At 47.9% G+C, this 23,459-nt stretch carries 19 protein-coding genes; 16 read left to right on the top strand and 3 right to left on the bottom strand.

Features of this window, described 5'->3' with window-relative positions:
• The first annotated feature begins 26 nt into the window (after positions 1-26).
• Entirely contained in the window at positions 27-803 is a 777-nt protein-coding gene (locus P5G61_RS07105) for a polysaccharide deacetylase family protein (RefSeq protein WP_301245783.1), read from the top strand.
• Positions 804-970: 167 nt separating this feature from the next.
• On the opposite strand, the gene P5G61_RS07110 is transcribed toward P5G61_RS07105, so the two are convergent.
• A complete protein-coding gene (locus P5G61_RS07110) occupies positions 971-2,512 on the bottom strand; it encodes a DHA2 family efflux MFS transporter permease subunit (RefSeq protein ID WP_079347150.1) in 1,542 nt (513 codons plus the stop codon).
• A gap of 8 nt (positions 2,513-2,520) precedes the next feature.
• Positions 2,521-3,156 (bottom strand): biotin/lipoyl-containing protein, encoded by a 636-nt coding sequence (locus P5G61_RS07115; protein WP_079347148.1) that lies wholly within the window; start codon positions 3,154-3,156, stop codon positions 2,521-2,523.
• 200 nt (positions 3,157-3,356) lie between these two features.
• Here P5G61_RS07115 and P5G61_RS07120 point away from each other — a divergent pair, with 200 nt between their 5' ends.
• The 3 genes from P5G61_RS07120 (at position 3,357) to P5G61_RS07130 (ending at position 4,772) form a co-directional block, all read left to right on the top strand.
• Entirely contained in the window at positions 3,357-3,827 is a 471-nt protein-coding gene (locus tag P5G61_RS07120; protein WP_301245786.1) for a hypothetical protein, read from the top strand.
• 126 nt (positions 3,828-3,953) lie between these two features.
• On the top strand, positions 3,954-4,160 hold the full coding sequence (locus P5G61_RS07125) for a YwbE family protein (RefSeq protein ID WP_053783700.1): 207 nt from the start codon (positions 3,954-3,956) through the stop codon (positions 4,158-4,160).
• Between the two features lie 21 nt (positions 4,161-4,181).
• A complete protein-coding gene (locus tag P5G61_RS07130) occupies positions 4,182-4,772 on the top strand; it encodes a DUF4269 domain-containing protein (protein WP_301245788.1) in 591 nt (196 codons plus the stop codon).
• 14 nt (positions 4,773-4,786) lie between these two features.
• On the opposite strand, the gene P5G61_RS07135 is transcribed toward P5G61_RS07130, so the two are convergent.
• Positions 4,787-6,223 carry a hypothetical protein gene (locus P5G61_RS07135; RefSeq protein ID WP_301245789.1) on the bottom strand — a complete coding sequence of 479 codons (1,437 nt, stop codon included), beginning with the start codon at positions 6,221-6,223 and terminating at the stop codon, positions 4,787-4,789.
• A 368-nt stretch (positions 6,224-6,591) separates the two neighbouring features.
• On the opposite strand from P5G61_RS07135, the gene P5G61_RS07140 reads away from it, so the two are divergent.
• The 12 genes from P5G61_RS07140 (at position 6,592) to P5G61_RS07195 (ending at position 23,427) form a co-directional block, all read left to right on the top strand.
• Positions 6,592-8,409 carry a sensor histidine kinase gene (locus tag P5G61_RS07140; RefSeq protein ID WP_301245791.1) on the top strand — a complete coding sequence of 606 codons (1,818 nt, stop codon included), beginning with the start codon at positions 6,592-6,594 and terminating at the stop codon, positions 8,407-8,409.
• On the top strand, positions 8,384-10,003 hold the full coding sequence (locus P5G61_RS07145; protein WP_301245793.1) for a response regulator transcription factor: 1,620 nt from the start codon (positions 8,384-8,386) through the stop codon (positions 10,001-10,003). The genes P5G61_RS07140 and P5G61_RS07145 overlap by 26 nt, the downstream gene beginning before the upstream one ends.
• 174 nt (positions 10,004-10,177) lie before the next feature.
• The gene (locus P5G61_RS07150; RefSeq protein ID WP_301245795.1) at positions 10,178-11,173 is read left to right on the top strand and encodes an ABC transporter permease; all 996 of its coding nucleotides are present in this window, start codon (positions 10,178-10,180) and stop codon (positions 11,171-11,173) included.
• A 17-nt stretch (positions 11,174-11,190) separates the two neighbouring features.
• Positions 11,191-12,099 carry a carbohydrate ABC transporter permease gene (locus tag P5G61_RS07155; protein WP_024630098.1) on the top strand — a complete coding sequence of 303 codons (909 nt, stop codon included), beginning with the start codon at positions 11,191-11,193 and terminating at the stop codon, positions 12,097-12,099.
• 193 nt (positions 12,100-12,292) lie between these two features.
• On the top strand, positions 12,293-13,819 hold the full coding sequence (locus P5G61_RS07160; RefSeq protein WP_301245797.1) for an ABC transporter substrate-binding protein: 1,527 nt from the start codon (positions 12,293-12,295) through the stop codon (positions 13,817-13,819).
• A gap of 122 nt (positions 13,820-13,941) precedes the next feature.
• On the top strand, positions 13,942-14,640 hold the full coding sequence (locus tag P5G61_RS07165; RefSeq protein WP_301245799.1) for a hypothetical protein: 699 nt from the start codon (positions 13,942-13,944) through the stop codon (positions 14,638-14,640).
• A gap of 331 nt (positions 14,641-14,971) precedes the next feature.
• Entirely contained in the window at positions 14,972-16,717 is a 1,746-nt protein-coding gene (locus P5G61_RS07170; protein WP_301245800.1) for a sensor histidine kinase, read from the top strand.
• Positions 16,718-16,801: 84 nt separating this feature from the next.
• On the top strand, positions 16,802-18,427 hold the full coding sequence (locus P5G61_RS07175; protein ID WP_301245803.1) for a response regulator: 1,626 nt from the start codon (positions 16,802-16,804) through the stop codon (positions 18,425-18,427).
• Positions 18,428-18,552: 125 nt separating this feature from the next.
• Positions 18,553-20,238, top strand: a complete 1,686-nt coding sequence (locus tag P5G61_RS07180) for a type 2 periplasmic-binding domain-containing protein (protein ID WP_301245804.1) — start codon at positions 18,553-18,555, stop codon at positions 20,236-20,238.
• A gap of 247 nt (positions 20,239-20,485) precedes the next feature.
• Complete coding sequence (locus P5G61_RS07185) at positions 20,486-21,376, top strand: ABC transporter permease (protein WP_024630104.1); 891 nt, start codon at positions 20,486-20,488, stop codon at positions 21,374-21,376.
• Between the two features lie 30 nt (positions 21,377-21,406).
• On the top strand, positions 21,407-22,285 hold the full coding sequence (locus P5G61_RS07190; RefSeq protein WP_301245807.1) for a carbohydrate ABC transporter permease: 879 nt from the start codon (positions 21,407-21,409) through the stop codon (positions 22,283-22,285).
• Positions 22,286-22,317: 32 nt separating this feature from the next.
• Entirely contained in the window at positions 22,318-23,427 is a 1,110-nt protein-coding gene (locus tag P5G61_RS07195; protein ID WP_301245809.1) for a glycoside hydrolase family 53 protein, read from the top strand.
• Positions 23,428-23,459: the final 32 nt, after the last annotated feature.

A 23,459-nucleotide genomic window follows, 5' to 3' on the forward strand; every position in this document is an offset into this window, starting at 1 on the left:
TTTGAAGATAAAGAGAGGACATTAACATGAACCTGAAGGCAGCCCGATGCATCGGATTGTGTATGCTGATTATTTTGCTTGGCAGCAGTTCTGCCTATGCGAAACCTGTGCAGAAGAATCGACAGTATTATGAGGAACGGGGAGAGATTGTGTGGGAGGTTCCCACGCATGACAAACTCATCGCACTGACCTTTGATGATGGGCCAGATCCGGTCCAAACCCCGCAGATTCTGGCTTTGCTACAGCAGTATCAGGCTAAAGGCACTTTTTTTGTACTTGGCAAATGGGCCGAAAAGTTTCCTGAACTGATCAAGCAGGAGCAGCGGGAAGGACATGAAATCGCCAATCATACGTATGCACATACGTACGCGGTCAGATCAACAAGGGCGGATAAGTACAGCCATGAAATAAACATAGCGGAGAAATCCATTGTTGGAGCAGGGGCGCAGCGCCCCACATTGTTCAGGCCACCGGGAGGCTATTACAATGACATGGTCATTCAGGTCGCCAAGCAGCAAGGCTATACGATCGTGTTATGGTCCTGGCATCAGGACACACGTGATTGGGCTTCACCAGGTGTATCAGCCATTGTGAACAAAGTGCTGAAGAACGCACGTAACGGGGATATCGTTCTGTTTCATGATAAGGTGGATGGCAAGTCGCAGACGATAACGGCGCTCAAAACGATTTTGCCCAAGCTCAAGGAGCAGGGATATCGTTTTGTAACCGTATCGGAACTACTGGCCGTCAAGGCGAGAGAGGCTGCCAAGGATGACAATTCATCCTTACCTCAGCATCCATAGTTCAAGCCAAAAACCGCAGGTCTCTGATGAAGAGACTGCGGTTTTTTTATCGTTTCAATATATAAATTGAACTAAAGAATATTTACACTTGCCACTCCGATGACAGAACAACCTTCCGATCACTGTTATCCCCAGGTGTATATAGGGTATTGGGTTGCCAGTGAAATTCAGCGCTCAGGCTTGACTTTACGAGGACGGGAGCGCGCCCGTCGCAGGAACAGCGATAGAAACAGACCAATGATCGAAATCCAGGTTGCTACAATGAAAGCATCATTAATGCCTTCAATTGTTGACGTCTGAACAGCAATACCATAGAGCTGCTGTAATGCGAGACTGGAACCTTGCTCAGGCGGCATTCCAGCCGCGGTAGCCATCTGAGCACCGAGCATGCCGACTTGTTCGGTCAATGCAGCATTGGTTGTAGTGACCGTGTTGCTGTAATCCGCCAAATGAATGCCTGCACGTGTCGCCATCACGGTGATAAGCAAAGCGGTCCCGATTGAACCTGCCACCTGCCTGACCGTATTGGACATGGCCGTCCCATGGCTTGTGAGATGAGGCGGTAATTGGTTTAACCCCTCTGTCTGGACAGACATCATAAGCATGGACATCCCGAAACTACGGAACGTATATAACATCATAATGTGACCGTAGGGTGTCTCCCCCGTCAACTTGCTAAACTCAAAGGTGGAGATGGCGGTAATGATCAAACCGACAATGGCGAGGGGGCGAGAGCCGATCCGGTCAAACAGGGCACCTGAGATAGGAGACATGACGCCCATTAGCAATGCGCCTGGCAGGAGCAACAAACCGGATTGCAGAGGAGAGAATCCCCTTATATTTTGCAGATAGATCGGTAACAGCAGCATTCCGCCAAAGAGTGCCATGTTAATCGTTGCACTGACCAGCGTCGAGATGGTGAAGATATCGTATTTGAATACACGAAATTCCAGCAAAGGGTTCTTCATGGCCGTCTCTCTGAGGACAAAGAAAACGATGAAGAGCACACCGATAATCAATGTCAACAGCACAGTTGCGCTGGTCCAGCCTTTATCTCCGGCAGAGCTGAATCCATAGAGCAGAAAGCCGAAACCAATCGTGGAGAATAACGCCCCAAACCCGTCAAATTTCGGTGAAGTAAGCTTGGACACATTTTTTAGCCAGATGAAGGCAAACAAAATATCAAGCAAGGCGAGCGGAATGACCATATAGAACAGAATCCGCCATGTATAATGTTCCACGATCCATCCGGATAAGGTTGGACCAATAGCCGGGGCAAACATCATGGCAATACCCATCGTGCCCATGGCCGTTCCCCGTTTCTCTGGAGGGAAAACAGTCAGAAACACATTCATAACCAAAGGCATAATAATCCCGGCCCCACTGGCTTGTACGATACGACCGATGAGCATGACCGTAAATCCAGGACTGATGGCACAGATCAACGAACCCAGCGTAAATAACAGCATCGCGGTCACGAATAATTTGCGGGTCCCGAACGACTCGATCAAGTAGGCGGTAATCGGAATGAGTACCCCGTTCACCAGTAAGTAGGCTGTAGACAGCCACTGCACGGTCGTTGCCGAGACGTTAAAATCATTCATCAGATGGGGGATGGCTACATTGAGCAAAGTCTGGTTCAGAATGGCGATAAATGCGCCGAGCAGCAGGACAGCGATGGTTTTTCCAAGTGGCACTTGATTTTCCATCAGCAGCCTTAGATATGAACGCGCACGGTAGCGCTCATGCCGGGAACCACACCCAGTCCTTTATATCCTTCGATCGTAATGATGATCGGGATGACTTGTGTTACTTTGGTGTAATTTGCATTCGTATTGGACGATGGCAATAGCGAAAAGGAGGATGCAGTAGCAAGTCCGATCTGGTCTACTTTGCCCGTCAAAGTGGTGTCTGGAAAAGCGTCGACATACACGTCTACGATCTGACCGGTTTTAATCTTATCAATCGCGGTCTCGTCGACATTGGCTGTCACGTACAAATTATTGAAATTATAGGCCCGTGCGAGGGGCGTACCTGCGGATACGAGCGAATTTTCGACAGCGGTTTGTTGTACAATGGTGCCATCAACAGGCATCGTCACGGATGTTGATTTGCCCGCAGCGGAGACAGTGGCGACGGTATCGCCTGCATTAAATGTTGTACCTACCTTGCCTTTCCAGGATCGAAGCTCACCACTTACTGCGGAAGCCACGGAGATAGGCTGCCCGGTTACGAGCGCATTATCGGTTTTAACGTAGCTGGTGGATTGGTTGTAATAGTAGATCCCGGCTGCCCCGGCTCCCAAAATCACCAGTATAACGATGATATTGATCAAAATGGCACGTGAATTCATGCTGATCACTCCTCCTCAATTCGGTTTTCTTTGAATCTTCTCTTTAATCGGTTCTGAAAGTCTTCTGTTGACAATCCTGTTTGGAGCATTCCCGCTACTTTGTCGCTCTATACGAAACAAGGTGAAATATTATTCGCAGAATAGGGCACCAATATATTGATTAAGGTTGCCTACAGGCGGATGATAAGGAGGATGCACACATGTTGATCATTTTGGCGGTAATCGTTGTTATTGGGGTTGTGTTTCTGATGATTTATAACTCCAGATCGTCCCGCAAGGCTGCAGAAGCACGAGCTTCCAAAATAGCAGAGGTGGAAGAAGGGCCTGTCCTGCTCCATGAAGAAGATCATGCCCGGAAGGAAGATCGAATTAGCGAACAGGCCGAGCATACAGAGGTTTTAGAACATGAGGAGCGCAGGCAAACGGAGATTCACCAGATGGATTCCACGTTGGAAGTGCCTCCTTCACCTCATATAAGAGAGACGCAGACGACAGACGGTGATAAAGCTTACCGCCAAGCCTTGCTTCATTTCCGCAAACCTGCTGAAGTAGATGAGGAAGCGGTATTAACGGATACGAATAAAGCTGAAGAGAGTGCAGATGAAGTGTATCGATCAGCTCTGAAAAGGATGAAAAGCAAATCCTCTGATCCCTCTTCAAATACGGAATGACCGTTTAGTTCAGTTTTTGAACGTTGCACATGGCTTTCGTTTTCAATCCAAAACGTCTACAATAGATGAAGCTTTGTGAATTATGGCTGCATGACATGGAATACGTTGAAGAGGAGAGGGAAACCCATGAACGGACAACAACGAGTAAATATCAAACCGGGGCTTGAAGTGGATATTGTGCTCAAGCAAGATCAGCCTACAGGCAAGCTGACACGTGGAATCGTGAAGGATTTATTAACCAAATCGCCCACACATCCGCATGGAATTAAAGTGCGTTTGACTAATGGACAGGTGGGCCGTGTGAAACAAGTCGTTACAGGAGCGTCGGAATGAGCCGGTGCCCGAGGTTGTAACATGATTACAACTGCGGATGTAATGACACATCTGGCCTCGGGTAACGAGCGTCAGCAGGATGCTTATGATGTGCTGCAATCTAGCGGATTATTAAGCATATTGGGTGCTTACCAGCCTTATCCGGCTGGAACTGTGCCGATTGATATTGATATCCCTGGAAGTGATCTTGATCTATTATGTGAGGCAGCGGATTTGGAAGCGTTTGAAACCCTATTGCACCGTCAACTAAGGGAAATGCAAGGTTTTCGATGTGACCGGGGGGACGGCCGTGCCGGCCAGCTTCCTTATGTGACCTGTTGTGTGGATATTGGAAACTGGCCTATAGAGATTTTCGCTCAGTCCGTATCTGTACGCAGTCAGAATGCCTATCTTCACATGCGGGTAGAGTGGGAATTGTTGCAACTTTGGGGCGCAGCAGGACATCGGGAGATTCGCAAACTAAAGCTGGGAGGCTTGAAGACGGAGCCTGCATTCGCTGCAGTACTGGGACTTCAGGGAGACCCCTATGAGGAGATGCTACATCTGGCCGGAATGAGTAAGGATGAGCTTTGGTCCTGGGCTCACCTGCGTACGTCCTTTCAGTTCGAATAGCATGGTTTCCGCGATTAGATCAGAAAGATAGCCACAATTGTAGTCACTGTTAATCCCAGCAATACTGGCTTCAGATTGCGGCGTGCCAGTTCAAATGGACTGACCCCGCAGATGGCAGCAGCTGGAATCAAGGCCCATGGAATCAAGGTCCCACCGCCTACCCATATGGCGGCGACCTGACCCAGTGCCGTCAGTACAGGTGCGGAATCTGCCGAACCTGCAAACATAGACGCAATGGAGCCGACCAGGGATATCCCTGAGAACCCCGAACCATCCATTCCCGTGACCGCTCCGGTCACCGTCATCGTAATAGCGCCTACCGTATTATTCAGTGGAACCAACCCGGCAAGAGCTACCCCCAAATCATTAACAATACCGTGTGAACCAGCAGGCAGCGGGTTGTTGAACAGCTCTGTGATCGCAGCATCCCCCAGATAAAAGAAAGCGGCAATCGGTATGACTGGACCAAACACCTTGAATCCGAACTGGAATCCTTCAATTAAATAGTTTGTTGTTTCTTCCGGACCTGAATGACGATGCGCGGCAAGGGAGACGGCGATCAGAATGAGCACAGCTGTTCCACCAATTAAAGCTGTGGCATCCCCGCCTTGAAGTTGAAGTAAAAACATCAGAATGACATCCGCAGCGAATAACAACGGGATGATCAGAGCGAATGTCTTTTGCAGACGGCGCGGCATGGGTTGATGTTGAACAGAAGGCCCCCCCGAAACGGGCGCAGAATCTAATGAAGGTGGAAGGGCAGCTGCTGCTTCACCCAAGACTGGATCACCAAGTTTAACGGTAGAGCCTGATTTCATCTCCTTGCGCAACATCCAGAATGCCGTTACGGTAGACACCGTTCCCATCACTATGACAAGCGGGATACTTGCAGTCATGACGGAGGTAACGGGGAGTCCTGCTGCATCAGCCGTCAGTTTGGGTGCACCTTGAATGATGTAATCCCCTGATAAGGCGATTCCATGCCCAAATAAATTCATGGCAATGGCGGCGCCGATAGGTGGAAGTCCGACTCGTACCGCTACTGGAAGAAGTACAGCCCCAACCAGAGCAACGGCAGGTGAAGGCCAGAAGAACAGCGATACAATCATCATAATGAATCCGATTCCCCAGTACGCGACCTGTGGAGAATGGATGAACCGGGTGAGCGGCTTCACCATAACTTCATTGATTCCCGTCCTGATTAACACCCGGCTCATCGCGACAATGATTGAGATGATAAAAATAGTGCCGAGCAGCTCCTTGGCTGCATAGATAAAACTGCTGAAGATTCCGGATACCGATCCGCTTAATGTTTCAGTCGCCAGAAATCCGATGGTCATAATACCTGCGACACAAATGATGGTTGTATCTCTACGACGAACCATGACGGCGATAATCAATACGATAAAAGCCAGATATACATAATGCAATGGGACAAGTTGAATATTCATCGGACATGCCTCCTTCCATCCCTGGTGTCAACCCAAGGAGTGATATATCGTATGCATGTCATCACCGGGCGTTCGTGGAGTAGGGAGCAGGATTCTTTTTACAGATGGAGAACTTATTAGAGCATGGAGCCTTGTACACGTACTGTAAGCCAAGTGCAAGTCACCAGAAGTGATATTGACAGGTCACGGAACTACATAGACAGACATAACCAAGTATGACTACAATAAACATGCTATTATAAGGAAGAAGATGGAAGAAATACAGAGGTGGAGCATCAGAAGACAGGAGGAATTGCCTGTTTTTTGATAGCGGTTACAATGTTGTGCAAAAGAACTTCAAATCAGATTAGACAAAAGGGCGGGAATTCATGAATTTTATCCGTTCACTGCGCTTTAAGTTTATTGTGGGTCTGACCTTGATCATGCTGCCACTATTCATGCTGCTTTATTACAACAACGTATACGCCATGAAAGTGGTACGTGATCAAGTGTCTCTCACCAATATGAATCATCTGGCGAAGAGTGTGGAGCAGAACGAGCGCGTGCTGCAGGAGACCAATCGTTATTTATACAGTCTGGGCGAGCGTGACCCGGATATTATTTCCCTGTTTTTTCTCAAATACGGCAGCGGGGATTATATTATTGCGAAGCAGCGCATTATGAACAAATTCATGACCGATATCGGATTTTATAATCTGATCGATTCATTTTTTCTGTACGATGCCGTAAATGATGATCTGCTGCTCGCTACCTCAGGCAATTATGATGTCAAAATGTCGATTGTTCAGGAGAGTATGCCGGTTCAGATGCAGCAACTCGAGGGGGAAATCCAGAAGCCGGAGTGGAGCATCGTTCGGGGGGGCACATGGAATGCCTTGGTCAAAACGGTACGGATCAACGCTCAGTTCTATGCAGGGGCGCTTGTAGACATGAATGCACTGAATCACCCCGAGCAATTTACCGAATCCGGTAACCGGGGAGGAGCCGTCATCGTAGGAGCGGATGGTGGGGCCTTGTCCAATTCAGCCCTGAACTCGGCACAAATCAAGCTGGCCGCAGCCCATATCACTGGGTTAAATAATCCCTACCAGGTGATCTCTGAAGTGACATCCACTGGCAGTGCACGTCAGTACCTGATGCTGGGAATTCCCTCAGCAATGTCTGAGATGAATTATATTGTCCTGCTGCCCGAGGAGGATATGATGCGAAACCTGCCATTTTTTCAGCAGATCATTCGCCTGCTTCCGATTGGTGCAGCGGTCATCCTGATTACAGCGATGATTTTTCTCAGGCAGCTTTTGTTCCGTCCAATGAATGTGCTCATACGCGGGATGAGAAGGGTTAGCCGAGGGGAACTTGATGTGAGGCTGGAGACGCCGGCTTCATCTGAACTGGAGTTTGTCACGCACAGCTTCAATCAGATGACAAGTGAAATCCAGCATCTGAAGATTGATGTGTATGAGGAGCAATTGCGGACGAGGGAAGCAGAGTTCAAACAATTGCAGATGCAGATCAATCCTCACTTTTATCTGAATTCCTTGAATATCATTCATAGCCTGGCTTCATTGCAAAAGCATGAGCTTGTACAGCAGATGGCTGGTCACCTAGCGGATTATTTCCGGTTCAGCCTGCGTGCAGGCAAACGTGTTATTCGATTGGATGAAGAACTGGAACATATCAGTCATTATTTGGAGATTCAGAAGCTGCGGTTTCCAAACAAGCTGGAGTTCGCTCTGGATGTTGGCCCGGATCTCGGGCATTATGTGCTGCCGCCCTTAACGATTCAGCCTTTTGTGGAGAATGCCATCATTCATGGCTTTCAGCGGCGCACAGAGCCTTTTGTTATACGCATAACTGCCCGGAAAACGAAAACGTTATCTGGGTCTGATTCACATATCGAAAATGAAATTGATTCGGTACTTCAACTTTCCATTACGGATAACGGTGTTGGCTTTGAACAAGCAATACTGGAGCGACTGCAGCAGGGGCAATACGCCGAAGCTCCGGGTGGGCAGCACATTGGCATCTGGAACGTTATCCATCGGCTGTTAGTGAAATACGGCGAACATGCCGGATTGCAATTCAGGAATCAGACTGAAGGAGGGGCAGCAGTCGTTATTCATATGCCCGCCCAGACGGAAGAGGAAGAAGGGAGAGCCTATGCGGAACCTGTTGATCGTGGATGATGAAGTATATGCCCTGCAAGCGATGGTGGAAGGGGTGGACTGGGGCCTGGCCGGAATTGACCAGGTGTTCAGTGCTGGGGATGCCGAAGAAGCGAGATTGCTGATAAAAACCCATCCCATCGATATTATGATCTGTGATATTGAGATGCCGGGTGAGACGGGACTGGATCTGCAGAGTTGGGTGTTAAAGCATGATCCCGGGATGTTAACTATTTTTCTTACGGGGCACGCCCTGTTTGATTATGCCCAAACCGCAATCAAGCTGAACAGCTTCGATTATGTGCTGAAGCCTGCTCCCGCAGACCAGCTGCTTAAGGTTGTGAACCAGGCAATGGACAAAATTAAGGACGGGGAGCTGCGTTCCCGCACCAATGAAGTATATGAGACCGTGTACAAACGCTGGCAAACGCATAAACCGCTGTTGACCGAGCGTTTCTGGAAAGATGCCCTCTCACAACGGGTAACCTTAACCCATCAAAGGCTTCAGGAACTGGCCGAGGTGTACGGAGCCGAGATTGATCCGCAAGTGCGTGTGCTGCCGATTGTCATATCCGTCGAAGAATGGGTGCGAGACTTCGACCTGCGTGATGAGGAGGTGCTGGAATATGCGCTCCGCAATGCTGCCAAGGAAATGCTGCTTGGTGACAAACCCGGCGAAGTGTTTCAGGACCACAGTGGACTGAATATTGTGCTTGCATACGAACAGGACGGTATCGTACCAACGACGAGTGAATTGGCGCAAGGATGTCAGAGCTATATTCAGGAGTGCAGTAATTATTTTTATTGCCGATTATCCTGTTATGTTGGAGTTCCGGTGGCAGTTACGGATCTTCAGGGTATGCTGAATGAGCTGATGGACATGGAGCGTCGCAATATTAACGAGCTTGAAGGGGTCTTCATCTATGACGAAGTGGGCCGAGATACGGAGGATCGCTTTCTGCCCATACCGTGGTTTTCCGAGCTGTCCATCCTGTTCGAAACGGGGAAGTTTGATGACCTGCGCGAACGTGTCGATGAAATCTTTGAATTACTGGCTGCCCAGGAGCGGCTGTCACCAGAAATTCTCCACCTGTATTATCATGCAATGCTGCATGTGATCTACCCGCTGCTCCATCAGAAAAATGTATCCGTACGCAGCCTGTACCCTAGCGAACGAGAACCGGAAGAAAGCGTTGTGACTCGTTCATTGCCCCAACTGAAGCAGTGGACATCAGACCTGATCAGTCGTGCTATCCCGGTATTGTACCCGGACGATCACAGTCCAATGACCATTGTGGACCAGTTATGCATCTACATTGAAAATCATATTGGTGAAGAGCTGATGCGAGAAGAACTTGCGTCCTTTGCCGGATTTAATCCAGCCTATCTGTCCCGCTTGTTTCGTAAAGAAAAGGGCATGTCGCTCTCCGAATTCATTCTCCAGCGCAGAGTAGCCAAAGCGAAGACCTTGTTGTCCCAATCTACCGTGAAGGTGACGGATATCGCAGGCAAGGTGGGGTACTACAACTACTCTCATTTTACGAAGATGTTTAAAAAGTGCACGGGTATTACACCCCAGGAGTTTCGTAAACAGTCCCGAACGGTACAGATTTGACGCAGCATGCTGCGTCTTTTGTTTATTGGTGCCTTAAAGTCATAATTTGATAAGTGAACAGGTCACCACAGCAGATAGTGGACGTGAACGCCCCGCCGTATACTTGAACCACAGGAGACACAGCGGTGTTTCATCCTGAGGATGAAATTCAAGAGGAGTGAGGGAGAACAAGTTATGAAGACACAACCCCAGGCGGGTAAGGGAGCACGTCTATCGGATGGAAGGGACATATCGGATATACCGGTTCGAAAACGAAAGTCTGTCCTGTACAATCTAGGTAAATTCAAGGTTTTGTATCTCATGTTTTTGCCAGGCATTCTGTTTCTGCTGGTGAACAACTATATGCCGATGTTCGGCGTTCTGATTGCCTTCAAAAATGTAAACTATGCCGACGGTATTTGGGGCAGCCCGTGGAGCGGCTGGGATAATTTCAAGTATTTGTTTTCCACCAGCGATGCTTGGGAGATCACACGTAATACGCTCGCATATAACACCGTATTTATTGCGCTGAATTTATTTGTAGGTGTAGGGCTTGCCATTTTGCTGAATGAAGTGAAGAACAAGGCGATGTCCAAATTGTATCAGTCACTCATGCTGCTTCCTTATTTTCTGTCGATGATCGTCGTCAGTTATCTCGTGCTCGCCTTTCTCGGCAAGGATTCGGGCTTCATGAACTCGACGATTCTTCAGCTCTTTGGCGGACAACCAATTGATTGGTATTCAGAGCCCAAGTACTGGCCGTACATTTTGCCGCTGGTGAATACGTGGAAGAATATCGGTTATTACGCCGTCATTTATCTGGCAGCCGTCGTAGGCATCGATGAGGAATATTATGAAGCGGCCGTACTGGATGGCGCGAGCAAGTGGCATCAGATTCGCTTCATTACCGTTCCGTTTCTCGTCCCGCTGATTGTCATTATGACATTGCTGCAGATCGGTCGTATTTTCTACGCGGATTTCAGTCTGTTCTATCAGGTTCCACTGGAATCGGGTGCACTGTTCCCGGTAACGAACGTTCTGGATACGTATGTATACCGAACCTTCCTCATAGGGGGAGATATCGGGATGTCCTCGGCAGCCGGGCTGTATCAGGCTGTTGTCGGATTTGTACTTGTGCTTGTATCCAATACCATCGTAAGGAGAATGGACAAAGATAATGCATTATTTTGAGAGGAGGCAAGCCAGCTGTGAAATCACGTGATCCATTAGCTGTGTCGCGGCGTTCCGCGTCTATCATACACGGTATGTTTATCTTCTATGCCATTGCCTGCATCGTGCCGATCCTGCTTGTCTTCGCGATCTCATTCTCGGACGAGACGACGGTTATTGCGAACGGATATAAGCTGATTCCGGAGAAGTTTAGCCTGACTGCTTATGAGTTTCTGTTCAAAGACATGGATCAGATCATCCACTCCTATGGCATTTCAATTATCGTAACCGTGATAGGTACGATAACGAGTGTGGCGTTGACTGCACTGTACGCGTACCCGCTTTCCCGGAGGGATTTGCCGTATCGCGGGTGGTTCGCCTTTTTCATCTTTTTCACTATGCTGTTCAATGGCGGGCTGGTTCCTTGGTATCTCGTTTATGTGAACGTGCTGGATTTGAAAAACTCGATTCTGGCATTGATCATGCCGCTGCTGCTATCACCGTTCTTTGTACTGGTCATGCGGACCTTCTTCGCCAATTCCATTCCGGTATCGATTCTTGAATCGGCACGGATTGATGGAGCAGGTGAACTGAGAACGTTTACACGTATCGTGCTTCCGCTCTCCCTTCCGGTGATGGCGACCGTTGCGCTGTTCAGCACATTGAATTACTGGAACGACTGGTATCTTAGCATGATTTTTATATCCGATAACCGAACGATCAGCCTTCAGTACCTCATGTACCGGACGCTGCTCGATATTCAATATTTAACATCCAACTCCAATGTCTCTTCACAGATTTCGTCACAGGGCGGATTGCTGAATCTGCCGAATAAAACACTGCAAATGGCGATGGCTGTTGTCGGTATTGGTCCAATTGTACTGGCATATCCATTCTTCCAGCGTTATTTCATCAAAGGCCTTACGGTGGGCGCAGTGAAGGGCTAACTCCGGTCGGTTAGCGGAGAGGGCAACGGATATATAACGAAGATAACGAAGATGGACCTGAGAGGGCATATACAAAAATCAGCGAGTACAGACACGCCGGAGGACCGGCAAAGGTACGGACTTTGGCAGATTGAAAACATGGCGAATTGGGGCAATCGGTTGCAGGGTCCAACATATGACGGGAGGGGTTCATTTGGTTAAAACGTTTAAGGTATGGCCGCGTATCGCGGCAGCAGTTATGGCGCTGAGCCTGGTGCTGGCAGGGTGCTCATCGGACAAAGGCGGAACAACACCGGCAGCAGAGGGTGGCGGTGCAGCGGAGAGTGGGGGTAAGCCTTATGAAGTGACGTTGTATTATCCGGGAACGCCACAGAAAGATGTGGCTCTGGTCGAGGCCGAGATCAACAAAAAGATGGAGCCCAAGATCGGGGCAACACTCAAGATCAATGCCATCGACTGGGGTCAGTGGGATAACAAGCTGAATCTGATGATCTCTTCCGGCGAAAAATCAGATATTATTTTCACGGCGGCCTGGCAAAATTATACCGTCAATGTGGCAAAAGGTGCTTTCCTGCCGCTTAATGAGCTGCTTGACAAGTATGGGCAGGATATCAAGAAAAATCTGGATCCCGCCTTTCTGGAAGGCTCCCAGGTGGATGGCGTAAACTATGGTGTTCCTACCAACAAGGAATTGGCAGCAACACGTGGTGTACTCGTACGCAAAGATCTGGCTGACAAATACAAACTGGATCTGACCGCAGTGAAAACGTGGGCTGATCTGGAGCCACTGCTCAAAACCATTAAGGAAAACGAACCGGGTATTACTCCGTTTTATATGTCCAATACCAATGGTAACGGGCTGCTGGAGAACCTGGACTGGGATTATCTCGGTGATGCATCCGTGCCGGGTGTAATCTCCAAAACAGCGGGTACAACGACGGTGCTGAATGAAGTAGAGACCCCTGAATTCAAGGAGGCCGCTGAGCTTGCACGTAAGTGGTATCAGGCTGGATACATCAACAGTGATGCGGCGACCTCCAATGTGTTCCCGAAAGATCAGGCGAAGGCGGGCAAGGCTTTCCTTTGGACCGATGGCATGAAACCGGGCAAGGATAAGGAAGAAGAAGGGTACGTTGGATATCCACTGACTCAGATTGAGATGACACAGCCTACGATTACAACCGGGGATGCTTCCGGTGCCATGCTGGCGATCTCCCGTTCCTCTGAGCAGCCGGAAAAGGCGATGCAAGTCATTAACCTGCTGCATTCCGACAAAGAGATTAACAATCTGCTCAATTTCGGAATCGAAGGCACACATTATGTGAAAAAAGACGGTCAGGACAACATTATTACCCTCCCACAAGGGGTGGATGCGAACAGTCGAACATACAATCCGGGCGCACAATGGCAGCTGGGCAACCAGTTCCTGAACTACCTCTGGGATAATGAAGATCCGCAGAAATGGGAAAAATTCAAGGAGTTTAATGCCAAAGGCGTCAAGTCACCTGCACTGGGCTTTACCTTCAATAGTCAATCCGTCAAAAATGAAATTGCTGCGGTCAACAACGTGAACAAACAGTTCAAACCGGGCATGACCTCGGGTGCAGTAGATCCGAATGAAATGATCCCGAAATATCTGGAGAAGCTGAAAGCTGCAGGTATTGATAAAATCATTGCAGCCAAACAAGAGCAGCTCGATGCATTCCTTTCCAAGAAGTAGATTTAAGTTGCAAAACCAAAGACGTTTTCGGTTAAAAACCGAAGCGTCTTTTTTTATTTGGGTCACAAACCATAATAAGGAAAAATATGATATAATCAGGTGGTTGATTAGGGGGTGTTCGTGTGTCGAGAACCAGACTTGTGTTCTCTGCGATGTTATTGCTGTTTGGCATCATCTTTACGTTTAAGCATCACCTCGGTTTTTCTGTAGGGGACACGATGTTGTCTGCTATAGGAATGTCGCCTTACACCACTGCCTACGTAAGTGGTGTGCATATCACGTTATTTTTTGGAATGGGTATATTAGTGTGCAGCTACTATCTTACACGCAAAGAAATTATGCCCTTATATCCGGTTCTGGCCAAACGTCTCTGGCTGATCGTTCTCGCTATCGTTCTCAGTTACTCCTTCATGACGGATAAATTAATGTATGTAGCCAAATGGGGAGCTTCCGGTATTCATGGTGTTTCCTATGTCCAAAATGATAGCTCCTGTACCTATGATGTACTGGATAATGGGATCACACGGGTAAATTGTGACCTGACACTCAAAAATTACACCAGAGAGCCTGTCGCAGCTGTGCTCTTGCCTGACCTGGCCCGCAGTTACAAACACCAGGATGATCCGCTCTATGAATCCCTGCAATCCGTCCAGCTAAAACCTGTGCATATAGAGATTGAGCCGCATGGAACCTTTAAGGGTCAACTGGCGTTTTCCGGATTGGCTGACTCCCCGCTGCAAGTGAAAGGAAAGTTAACCGATATTGTCCTAGATGTCGCCGTGGATGGAGAGAACACCGTGTTTGATTACGATATTCCATAAGAATATTGCGTTAGCAAGATAGAATGAATACATAAGAAGAGCTTTCAAGTTAGAAGAAATTAATCAATATGCTGCATTAGAAAGGAGCTGACGGTTGTCGGCTCTTTTTTTGCGTGGAAGTTGCAATTAGTGCAGAAAAGTTGGCTTTGTCACCTTTATGCATGGATATGGTAACGCTTACGATATATAGAGAGTCGATTGTAATGGGAGTAGGTCCGGAATAACGGATAAGCTATGAAGCGGATTCACCCAGAAAAAAAGAGTTTATGTTTAACGCTTGCATCGTTAAAATTAGATTCACTGACTAATGAAGGCAAGGTGAGGTAAGAAGATGTCATACCGGACAAATCTATTTTCCAAAATGGTCATTTTAATTTTAATTATGCTGGTTCCCGTCGTACTGCTGTACTGGTATTCCAACCATAAAACAACAGCAGTTCTGCGGGATGAACTCAATCGTTCCAACAGCAACCAGCTTGAGTTTTTTCAAAATCAAGTGAATACCCACATCGAATTGTTATCCTCGTGGCCGAATCTGCTCATCCATGACCCCGATATTGCGAGCTTCCGGCGGATCTACGCCGATAGTAAATATTTCGATCTGGATACGATCAATCTGGTTAAACGCATTCAGAACAAGCTGAGCATCCAGGAAAGTTCATCGAACTGGACAACAAAATTATATCTGTATTCGCCGACGCTGGGCAGGGTCATCTCTGAAAGAGATGCTGGCTATTATGATCAGCAGACGCTGCGAGGCAACATATCATCCGGATGGAATGTTCGAAAGATTCAGGAGGGGGAAGATGAGCGATTCGTCTTCAGCTGGATCACCGTATCTCCATACGGCATTAGCGACCCGGCAGCCAATGCGCAGACCGTGATCAAGCTTGAATTTGACAGTGACAACATTCGAGATATGCTGGACAAATTCAAGGACGATGGTCGCCATGATCCGTTTTATTACCGAGAAGAGACGGGGGTTATCTATAACCGATCTTCGGATCGTGCACTGACAGGTCAGCTGATGGACAAGCTGGCTATTGATAAGCTTAAGGATGTGGATAACCGGACGGTAGTCATTGACGGCGAGCCTTACATGGTGAATACGGTAAAATCCAGCACAACAGGCTGGTATCTGGTCGATTACATGCCGCTATCGGCGATTCTGAAGCCGATTCATCAATCCAATATACTGTTTTATTCAGCGATGATCTGTCTGCTCTTGATGAGCTTTGCCGTGGCCTATCTGTTATATGTTCAGGTCCAGGTCCCTGTCAAACAGTTGATTCGTGGATTCCAACGATTGAAGCAGGAGGATTATTCAGTTCGAATCACGCCGAAAGGACGCAATGAGTTCAGCTTTTTGTCGGAACGATTCAACTCGATGGTGGCGCAAATTCAGCAGCTGTTTGAACACGTGTATCTGGAGCAGATTCATGTGCGTGAAGCCCGGCTGAAACAGCTGCAATCGCAGATTAATCCACACTTTTTCTATAATTGTTTCTCGTTCATTACAAGCATGGCAAAGCTGAAGCGTGTGGATGCCGTCGTTGCCATGTCGCATAATCTGTCCCGATACTATCGGTATACGACGAGGCAGGAGCGAGATGTCGTGCCGCTTACGGAGGAAATTGAGTTCGTCACCTGTTATCTTGAAATTCAGCAGATGCGTATGGACCGAATACGTTTCAAAATTGACTTGTCGGAAGAGATCCTGAGGCAGGAAGTGCCTCCGCTAATCGTACAACCCTTGGTGGAGAATGCGGTTATTCACGGGATTGAAGCCGATGCCGAAGCTGGGGAAATACGGGTGTCGGGAGAACAAAGAAATGGCTTGATGATTCTTACCGTAGATGACGACGGACAAGGTATGGATGAACTGGCCCGGCAGATGCTGCTCCACAAACTCACAGGTGGTATGGATCAAGAGATGGGTTGTGGGTTGTGGAACGTCAATCAGCGACTCCAGCTCAGGTATGGAGATCAAGCAGGACTTAGCGTCACGGAATCACCGCTGGGTGGGCTGCGTGTTATTTTGTCCTGGCCTGCTAACGAGGAACATCTTCTTGAATAAAAGGATAGAAATTGAAACGGCATATAATCACAGCATGATTACTATGGAATGGCTTGCATAACTAGCAGATAGGGAGTGACTGTCTTGATTGATATTTTACTGGTGGATGACGAAACGTATGTGACTGAAAGTCTGGAATTGACCATTCCCTGGGGAGAGCTCGGGGTTACGACGGTTTTCCGTGCGGCATCTGGCAAGGAAGCGCTGCAGATTTTGGAAGAGAATGCCGTGGACCTTGTGGTAACCGATATTCGAATGCCGGGTATGTCCGGACTGGAACTGGTTGAGGAGGTAAGCAATCGATGGTCTCATATTCGCTGCATCCTGCTGACCGGGCACAGTGATTTTCAATATGCTAAGAAAGCAATCCAGCTGCAGGCTGCCGATTATATTCTCAAGCCGGTGAACGATGAGGAATTCATGGCTTCGGTCTCCGCTGCCATCACGTCCCTTCGGGATGAGTGGGATGAATTTGATAAATACCATCGGTTGTTATACAGCCGGAAGTCGGATTATAAAATTTTGCGGGAAAATCTGATGCACGATCTGTTGCTGGGCCGCGAGATTACAGCACGGGCACTCGGTGAACAGCTGGAGCAGTACGAGATTGTGCTTCAGCCGGACCAACCGGCGGTCATGATGCTCATTCGCCTTACAGGTCGGTTCTCGGCGATGGATCAGCAATCGCTGGATTTGATGGAATTTGCGGTTGGCAATATCGCCGAGGAAGTTTTCGGTCCGCAGTTCAACGTGTGGTTTGGACGAGGTCCCCATGAGTGTCTGGTTATGATTATACAGAGTCAGGGCTGGACGGATCTTGTTCAGACGAACGTGGAAGAACTGAAGCAGCCAGCAGGGACCTTCCGCGAGCATGTCATTCGATATCTGCAAGGCAATCTGTCGATGGTGGTCACCGCACCGTTTCCATTTGCTGATCTGACGACTGCTTATCGTAAAGGTCTAGGATCACTCGTATTGTCGGGTCCAGAGGAAAATACGGTCATTTATATGGACGAAGAGCTGTCCAAACGTCCAGAGAATGATGCGGCACAACAAGCGCTTGAAGAGCTCTATAAGCCACCCGTGCTGCCTCAATTGCTCGAAACCAAACAGTGGGAGGCTGCGGCACGTAAACTGAATGCTGTATTTGATGCAGCGGACCGCGTATGTCTCTCCAGAGAGCATGTATATGAGATGTATTTGTCCGTAACAAGTGCTTTTATGTATATCGCGCATAAACAGGGGCATCTCGTGCATGAGATCGATCATGCGGGATTTGACCTGCTGCTCGCACACCAACTGATTCAATCGCCTGATAAGCTTCGCCGCTGGGCGACGGAAATGCTTGCCAAGCTGCAGGAGGAGTTATCGGATCAGGAAGGTGTACAGAGCCGCAGACACGTCATCAAGCAGGTTCAGGAGATGGTAACCAGAGATGCTGGGCAGGATCTGTCCGTGAAAATGATCGCAGACAAGGTATATTTGCATCCCGTTTATTTGTCCAAGATCTACAAAGCCGAGACAGGTGAGGGGCTGGGCGATTATATGATTCGCATGCGGATGGAGCGAGCATTGTATTTGCTCAAAAATACGAACAAAAAGATTTACGAGATTACCAGTGAGCTTGGATACCAGAATCCGCAATATTTCAGCAAAATGTTCAAAAAGCATTATGGAATGACACCGAATGAATATCGGGATCGTGCATAATTTCAACATCATTCCAACATATAGGTTGCCAAAGGTGCAGAAATCTTGTTTTCGTGACATAGGCTGAAAGACCCGGCAGGCCTATAATGAAAGGGTAACCAAAATGATTGAAGGGGGAACAACTAATGAGAGCGAAATCTACAAAAAAGAGATGGCTGCCGCTCCTCGCTACGACAACGTGTCTGGCTGTCATCCTGACTGCATGTGGAGGAGGCAACAGTGGCGGTGAGAACGCGGGTTCGAGCACGTCAGCTGTTGAAAACGAATACAAAGAAAAATATGATCCGCCAGTAACCCTTACAACAGCATGGGGAATTGACCCTGAGCTGAAATTTAAAAATGGCGAATCGATGGAAAATAACGTAGCAACCAAGTGGGCCAAGGACAAATTCGGAATTGACATCAAATCCTTGTGGTCTGTAACGGATACAAATGGTGCTTTTGCAACCAAACTTCGTCTCGCGATGTCTTCCGGTCAGGAGATGCCTGATGTTGTAACCGTAGGGGATAACCTGCTTGCCCAGGATCTGATTGATTCCGGTATGTATCAGGAAGTGGGGCCGCTGTTCGACAAATATGCTTCTGACACATGGAAAAAAGCGATGGAGCAGGATCCCAATGTATGGAACCAGTACAGCCGTGATGGCAAAAGAATGGGTATTCCCGTACTGGACTATGCGTACAACAATGATTACCTGCTGTGGATTCGCCAGGACTGGCTGGACAAGCTGAATCTGGAGGCACCAAAAACGATTGATGAACTGGAAAAAGTTATGGATGCGTTCAAAAACCAAAATCCGGATGGTTTAGCTCCAGATAAGGTTATTCCGCTGAGCATCGGTTTCAAAACATCCATGAACACATGGATGGGAGATCCATCCTGGATCTTCGGTGCATACGGAACACTACCGTTCCAATGGAATGTAGGTGAGGATGGCAAACTGGAGTATGGTTCCATTAATCCGGGCATGAAGCAAGGTCTGACCAAATTGAGCGAATGGCTCAAAAAAGGATATATTCCGCAGGAAGCCGCATTGTGGGATGAGAACAAAACAGCAGAGCCAGCGGTGGCAGGTACAGCCGGTATTATCCCAGGTCCGTACTGGATGAGCGGATGGCCGCTTCTGGATACAGTGAAAAATGTGCCAAGCGCGGTCTGGAAACCGATTCAAATCCCGTCCGGTCCAGAAGGCAAAGCGATGCGTCACGGTACACAGTTTGTCAACGGCGTTATTTTGATTAAGAAAGACATGGAACATCCTGAAGCGTTCTTCACGTATGAGAATTACCTGTTCGACAATTACGCAGATCCGGCACCAGGTAGTGAATATGACAATGGTCTGTTTGCAGGTTATGACTATCAATTGGATGCGGATGGAAAACAAATGCCAATTGACAAAATCGACGGCGGATATGTCAACGTTGTACGTTATTTGCTTGTGCGTGATGGCGCCCGTATTCCGGATGCACAGATGAAAGCCTTGATGAATCTGGCCAATGGAAAAGAGCCTGAAACCAAGCTCGAAAAAGATGTTGCCGTGAACTATGGTAAAGAGACACCTGCCGCAGCGAAAGTGTTGTTAAGTCAGGAAGAAATCTCTTACAAAAACATGTTTACAGGTCCTACAACACAGACGATGAAATCGAAGCTGGATTACTTGAACAAAATTGAGAATCAGGCATTCAATGAAATTATTTATGGCAAAAATCCGGTAGATTCGTTTGATACATTCGTACAAACATGGAAATCGGGTGGCGGTGACCAAATCACACAAGAGGTCAACGAATGGTATGACAGTGTGAAAAAATAAGTTACAGCGGCGCGCAGACGATAAAAGTCTGTGCGCTTTTTTTGTCGTTATGAAAGCCTGATTTGCTTAGGGGAGGTGTGGGTTAGCAGTGGATGAATGACTGGAATGACAGCGAGTCCAAACTGGTTGCTTTTGTGCCATTTATATTGCTTTTATGTGCTGTTTGACCTATGCAAACGGTTGATATAATCGCAGTATAAGCCACTCAGGGAGTACTTGAGTAGGAAGAATTACAGGGGGAGCAATCATGAGAACTTTAAAACGAACTTGGCCATTCCACGTAATGCTGCTGCCAGCCATCATCTTTCTGATCATATTCAGTTACATTCCCATGGGCGGCATTGTCATGGCATTTCAAAACTATAAGCCATGGCTGGGCATTAGCGGCTCCGAATGGGTCGGGCTGGATAACTTCCGATTTTTATTTGAGCGTCAAGACAGCTTGCAGGTGATCTGGAATACGCTGATCATTGCTGTGCTGAAACTGATATTTAATTTATTTGTTCCTTTTGTTTTCGCCATTCTGTTGAATGAAGTCCGCAAGATGGCTATACAGAGAACCATTCAGACCCTTGTCTACTTGCCTCACTTCTTGTCCTGGGTCATCCTGGGCGGGATTTTGATCGATTTGCTGTCCACTGGTGGCTTGGTTAACCGGGTTCTTGGAACCTTCGGACTGGGGCCCTACTTCTTCCTCGGGGATAACAGCTGGTTCCGGTCTACGGTCATTCTGACGGATGTGTGGAAGGAATTTGGCTACAACATGATTGTTTTCCTGGCTGCCCTTGCCGGAATTAACCCGGCGTTGTACGAAGCAGCAGAAATTGACGGAGCTGGACGCTGGAAACAAACGCTGCACATTACGATTCCTTCGCTTGTGCCAATGCTGATGGTTGTGGGAACGCTAGCGCTCGGAAATGTGCTGAATGCCGGGTTTGACCAAATCTTCAATCTGTACAATCCGCTCGTTTATCAAACGGGTGACATCATTGATACGTTCGTATACCGTTCTGCGATGCAAAATGGTGAGATGGGCTTTGCCACCGCCATCGGATTGTTTAAATCGGTAATCAGCATGATTTTGATTCTTGTGTCTTACAGTCTGGCTAAGAAATACGCCGGTTATCGCATATTCTAATCGAATGAACATAAGAAAGAAGGGACCACGATGTACCACAAATCATTGCCTTATCGCGTGTTTAATATAATTAATACCTGCTTTCTGATTTTGGTCGCCATTATGTGTATTATACCGATGATTCATGTTCTGGCTGTCTCCTTCAGCACGAAGGCTGCGGCCGATGCCAATCTGGTCAATCTTTGGCCCGTGGGCTTCTCGCTTGAGGCTTACAAAAAAACGATGAACAATCCGATTTTCCTGAACTCGCTTTGGATCTCCCTGCTGCGTACGGTCATCGGAACAGCAATTACGTTGCTCATTACCTTCTTGGCGGCGTACCCGTTGTCGAAAGAAAATAGTGAATTTAAAGGCAGAACCATATATTCATGGATATTTGTTTTTAGTATGATCTTTAATGGCGGACTGGTTCCCTTCTACATGGTTATCCAGAAGATTGGTCTGATGGATTCCTTCTGGGTGCTGGTCCTCCCGGGGGCGGTCAATACCTTCCTGGTCATTCTAATGCTGAACTTCTTCCGCGGCATTCCAAAAGAACTGGAGGAAGCGGCTCTGATGGACGGAGCCAACCATTTCAGAACGTTGTTCACGATCTTCCTGCCGATTTCCATGCCATCCATCGCAACAATTGCCTTATTCAGCATGGTGTTTCATTGGAACTCCTGGTTTGACGGACTGTTATACATGAACAAAGCCAAGGATTATCCACTGGCTACGTTTATGCAAACCGTCATAATCGGTCGGGATATGAGCAGCATGAGCATGAACCCCAAAGAAATGGAAGCTCTTTCTCAAACCACGGTAAGAGCGGCACAAATCTTCATCGGAAGCGCACCCATTCTGATCGTGTATCCATTCCTGCAGCGCTTCTTTGTCAAAGGTATGACCTTGGGTTCGGTTAAAGGCTGAGCCTGCATCTAAATTAAACGGAGGTTGATAAAGTGAGCCATTTAAAGGAAGAGGCATTCATTCTCGGAATGGATGTGTCGTTTATGGATGAAATTGAGCAGCATGGTGGGAGCTATCGTGATGAGCATGGGCAGCAGGCAGACTTGCTGACCCTTCTCAAGCTGGGTGATGCCAATGCAATCCGATTGCGAATCTGGAATGATCCTGCAGGTGGATTCTGTAATCTGGAGCGGACGGTAGCGGTTGCCAAACGAATCAAGGAAAAAGGCCTGCAATTCTTGCTGGATTTTCATTATTCCGATCGCTGGGCTGATCCAGCCAATCAATGGAAGCCGAAGGCGTGGGAGAAGCTGTCCTATGAGGAACTGCAGCGTGAGGTATGTACCTATACGGCAGATGTACTGAGAACACTCAAGGAGCATGATGCATTGCCGGACATGGTGCAGGTGGGGAATGAAATTACACCTGGCATGTTATGGGATGAAGGACGTGTCGGCGGAGAAGAACATGATACCGATGAACAGTGGGAGCGTTTTGCCGGACTTGTGAAGTATGGTATTGCTGCAGTTAAATCGGTTGATTCGGAAATCAAGATTATGATTCATATTGACCGCGGTGGTGACAATGCGGAGAGTCGCAAGTTCTATGATCGATTTGAAGCGCTTGGTGTGGAGTTCGATATCATTGGGCTCTCATATTACCCTTGGTGGCATGGAACACTGGATGCACTCCGGGATAATCTGCATGATCTGGCTAAACGATACGGCAAACCAATCAACGTTGTTGAAACCGCTTATCCTTGGACATTGGAGCAGCCTGAGGGTCACGAATGGATTCTGAATCAGGAAGAACTGCTGCTGCCCGGGTATCCGGCTAGTGTGGAAGGACAGACACGTTATCTGAAGGATCTGCTGCAGATTATTCGTGAAGTTCCCGGCGGTCTCGGAGCGGGATTCTATTACTGGGAGCCTGCCTGGATTCCTAGCAAGGAAGAGTGGTCTGTTGGACATCCGAATAACTGGGGCAACCTGACGATGTTTGATTTTAAGGGACAGAAGTTGCAATCGTTTTCAGCGCTGAAGGCTGGAGAGGGAAATGACACTACATTAGATGAGCAGCCGAGTGCTGTATTGATCAAATAGATGGTTCTAAAATGAAATGAATGAAGGAGTTG

Source organism: Paenibacillus vandeheii, assembly GCF_030433635.1.
Taxonomy (GTDB): Bacteria; Bacillota; Bacilli; order Paenibacillales; family Paenibacillaceae; genus Paenibacillus; species Paenibacillus vandeheii.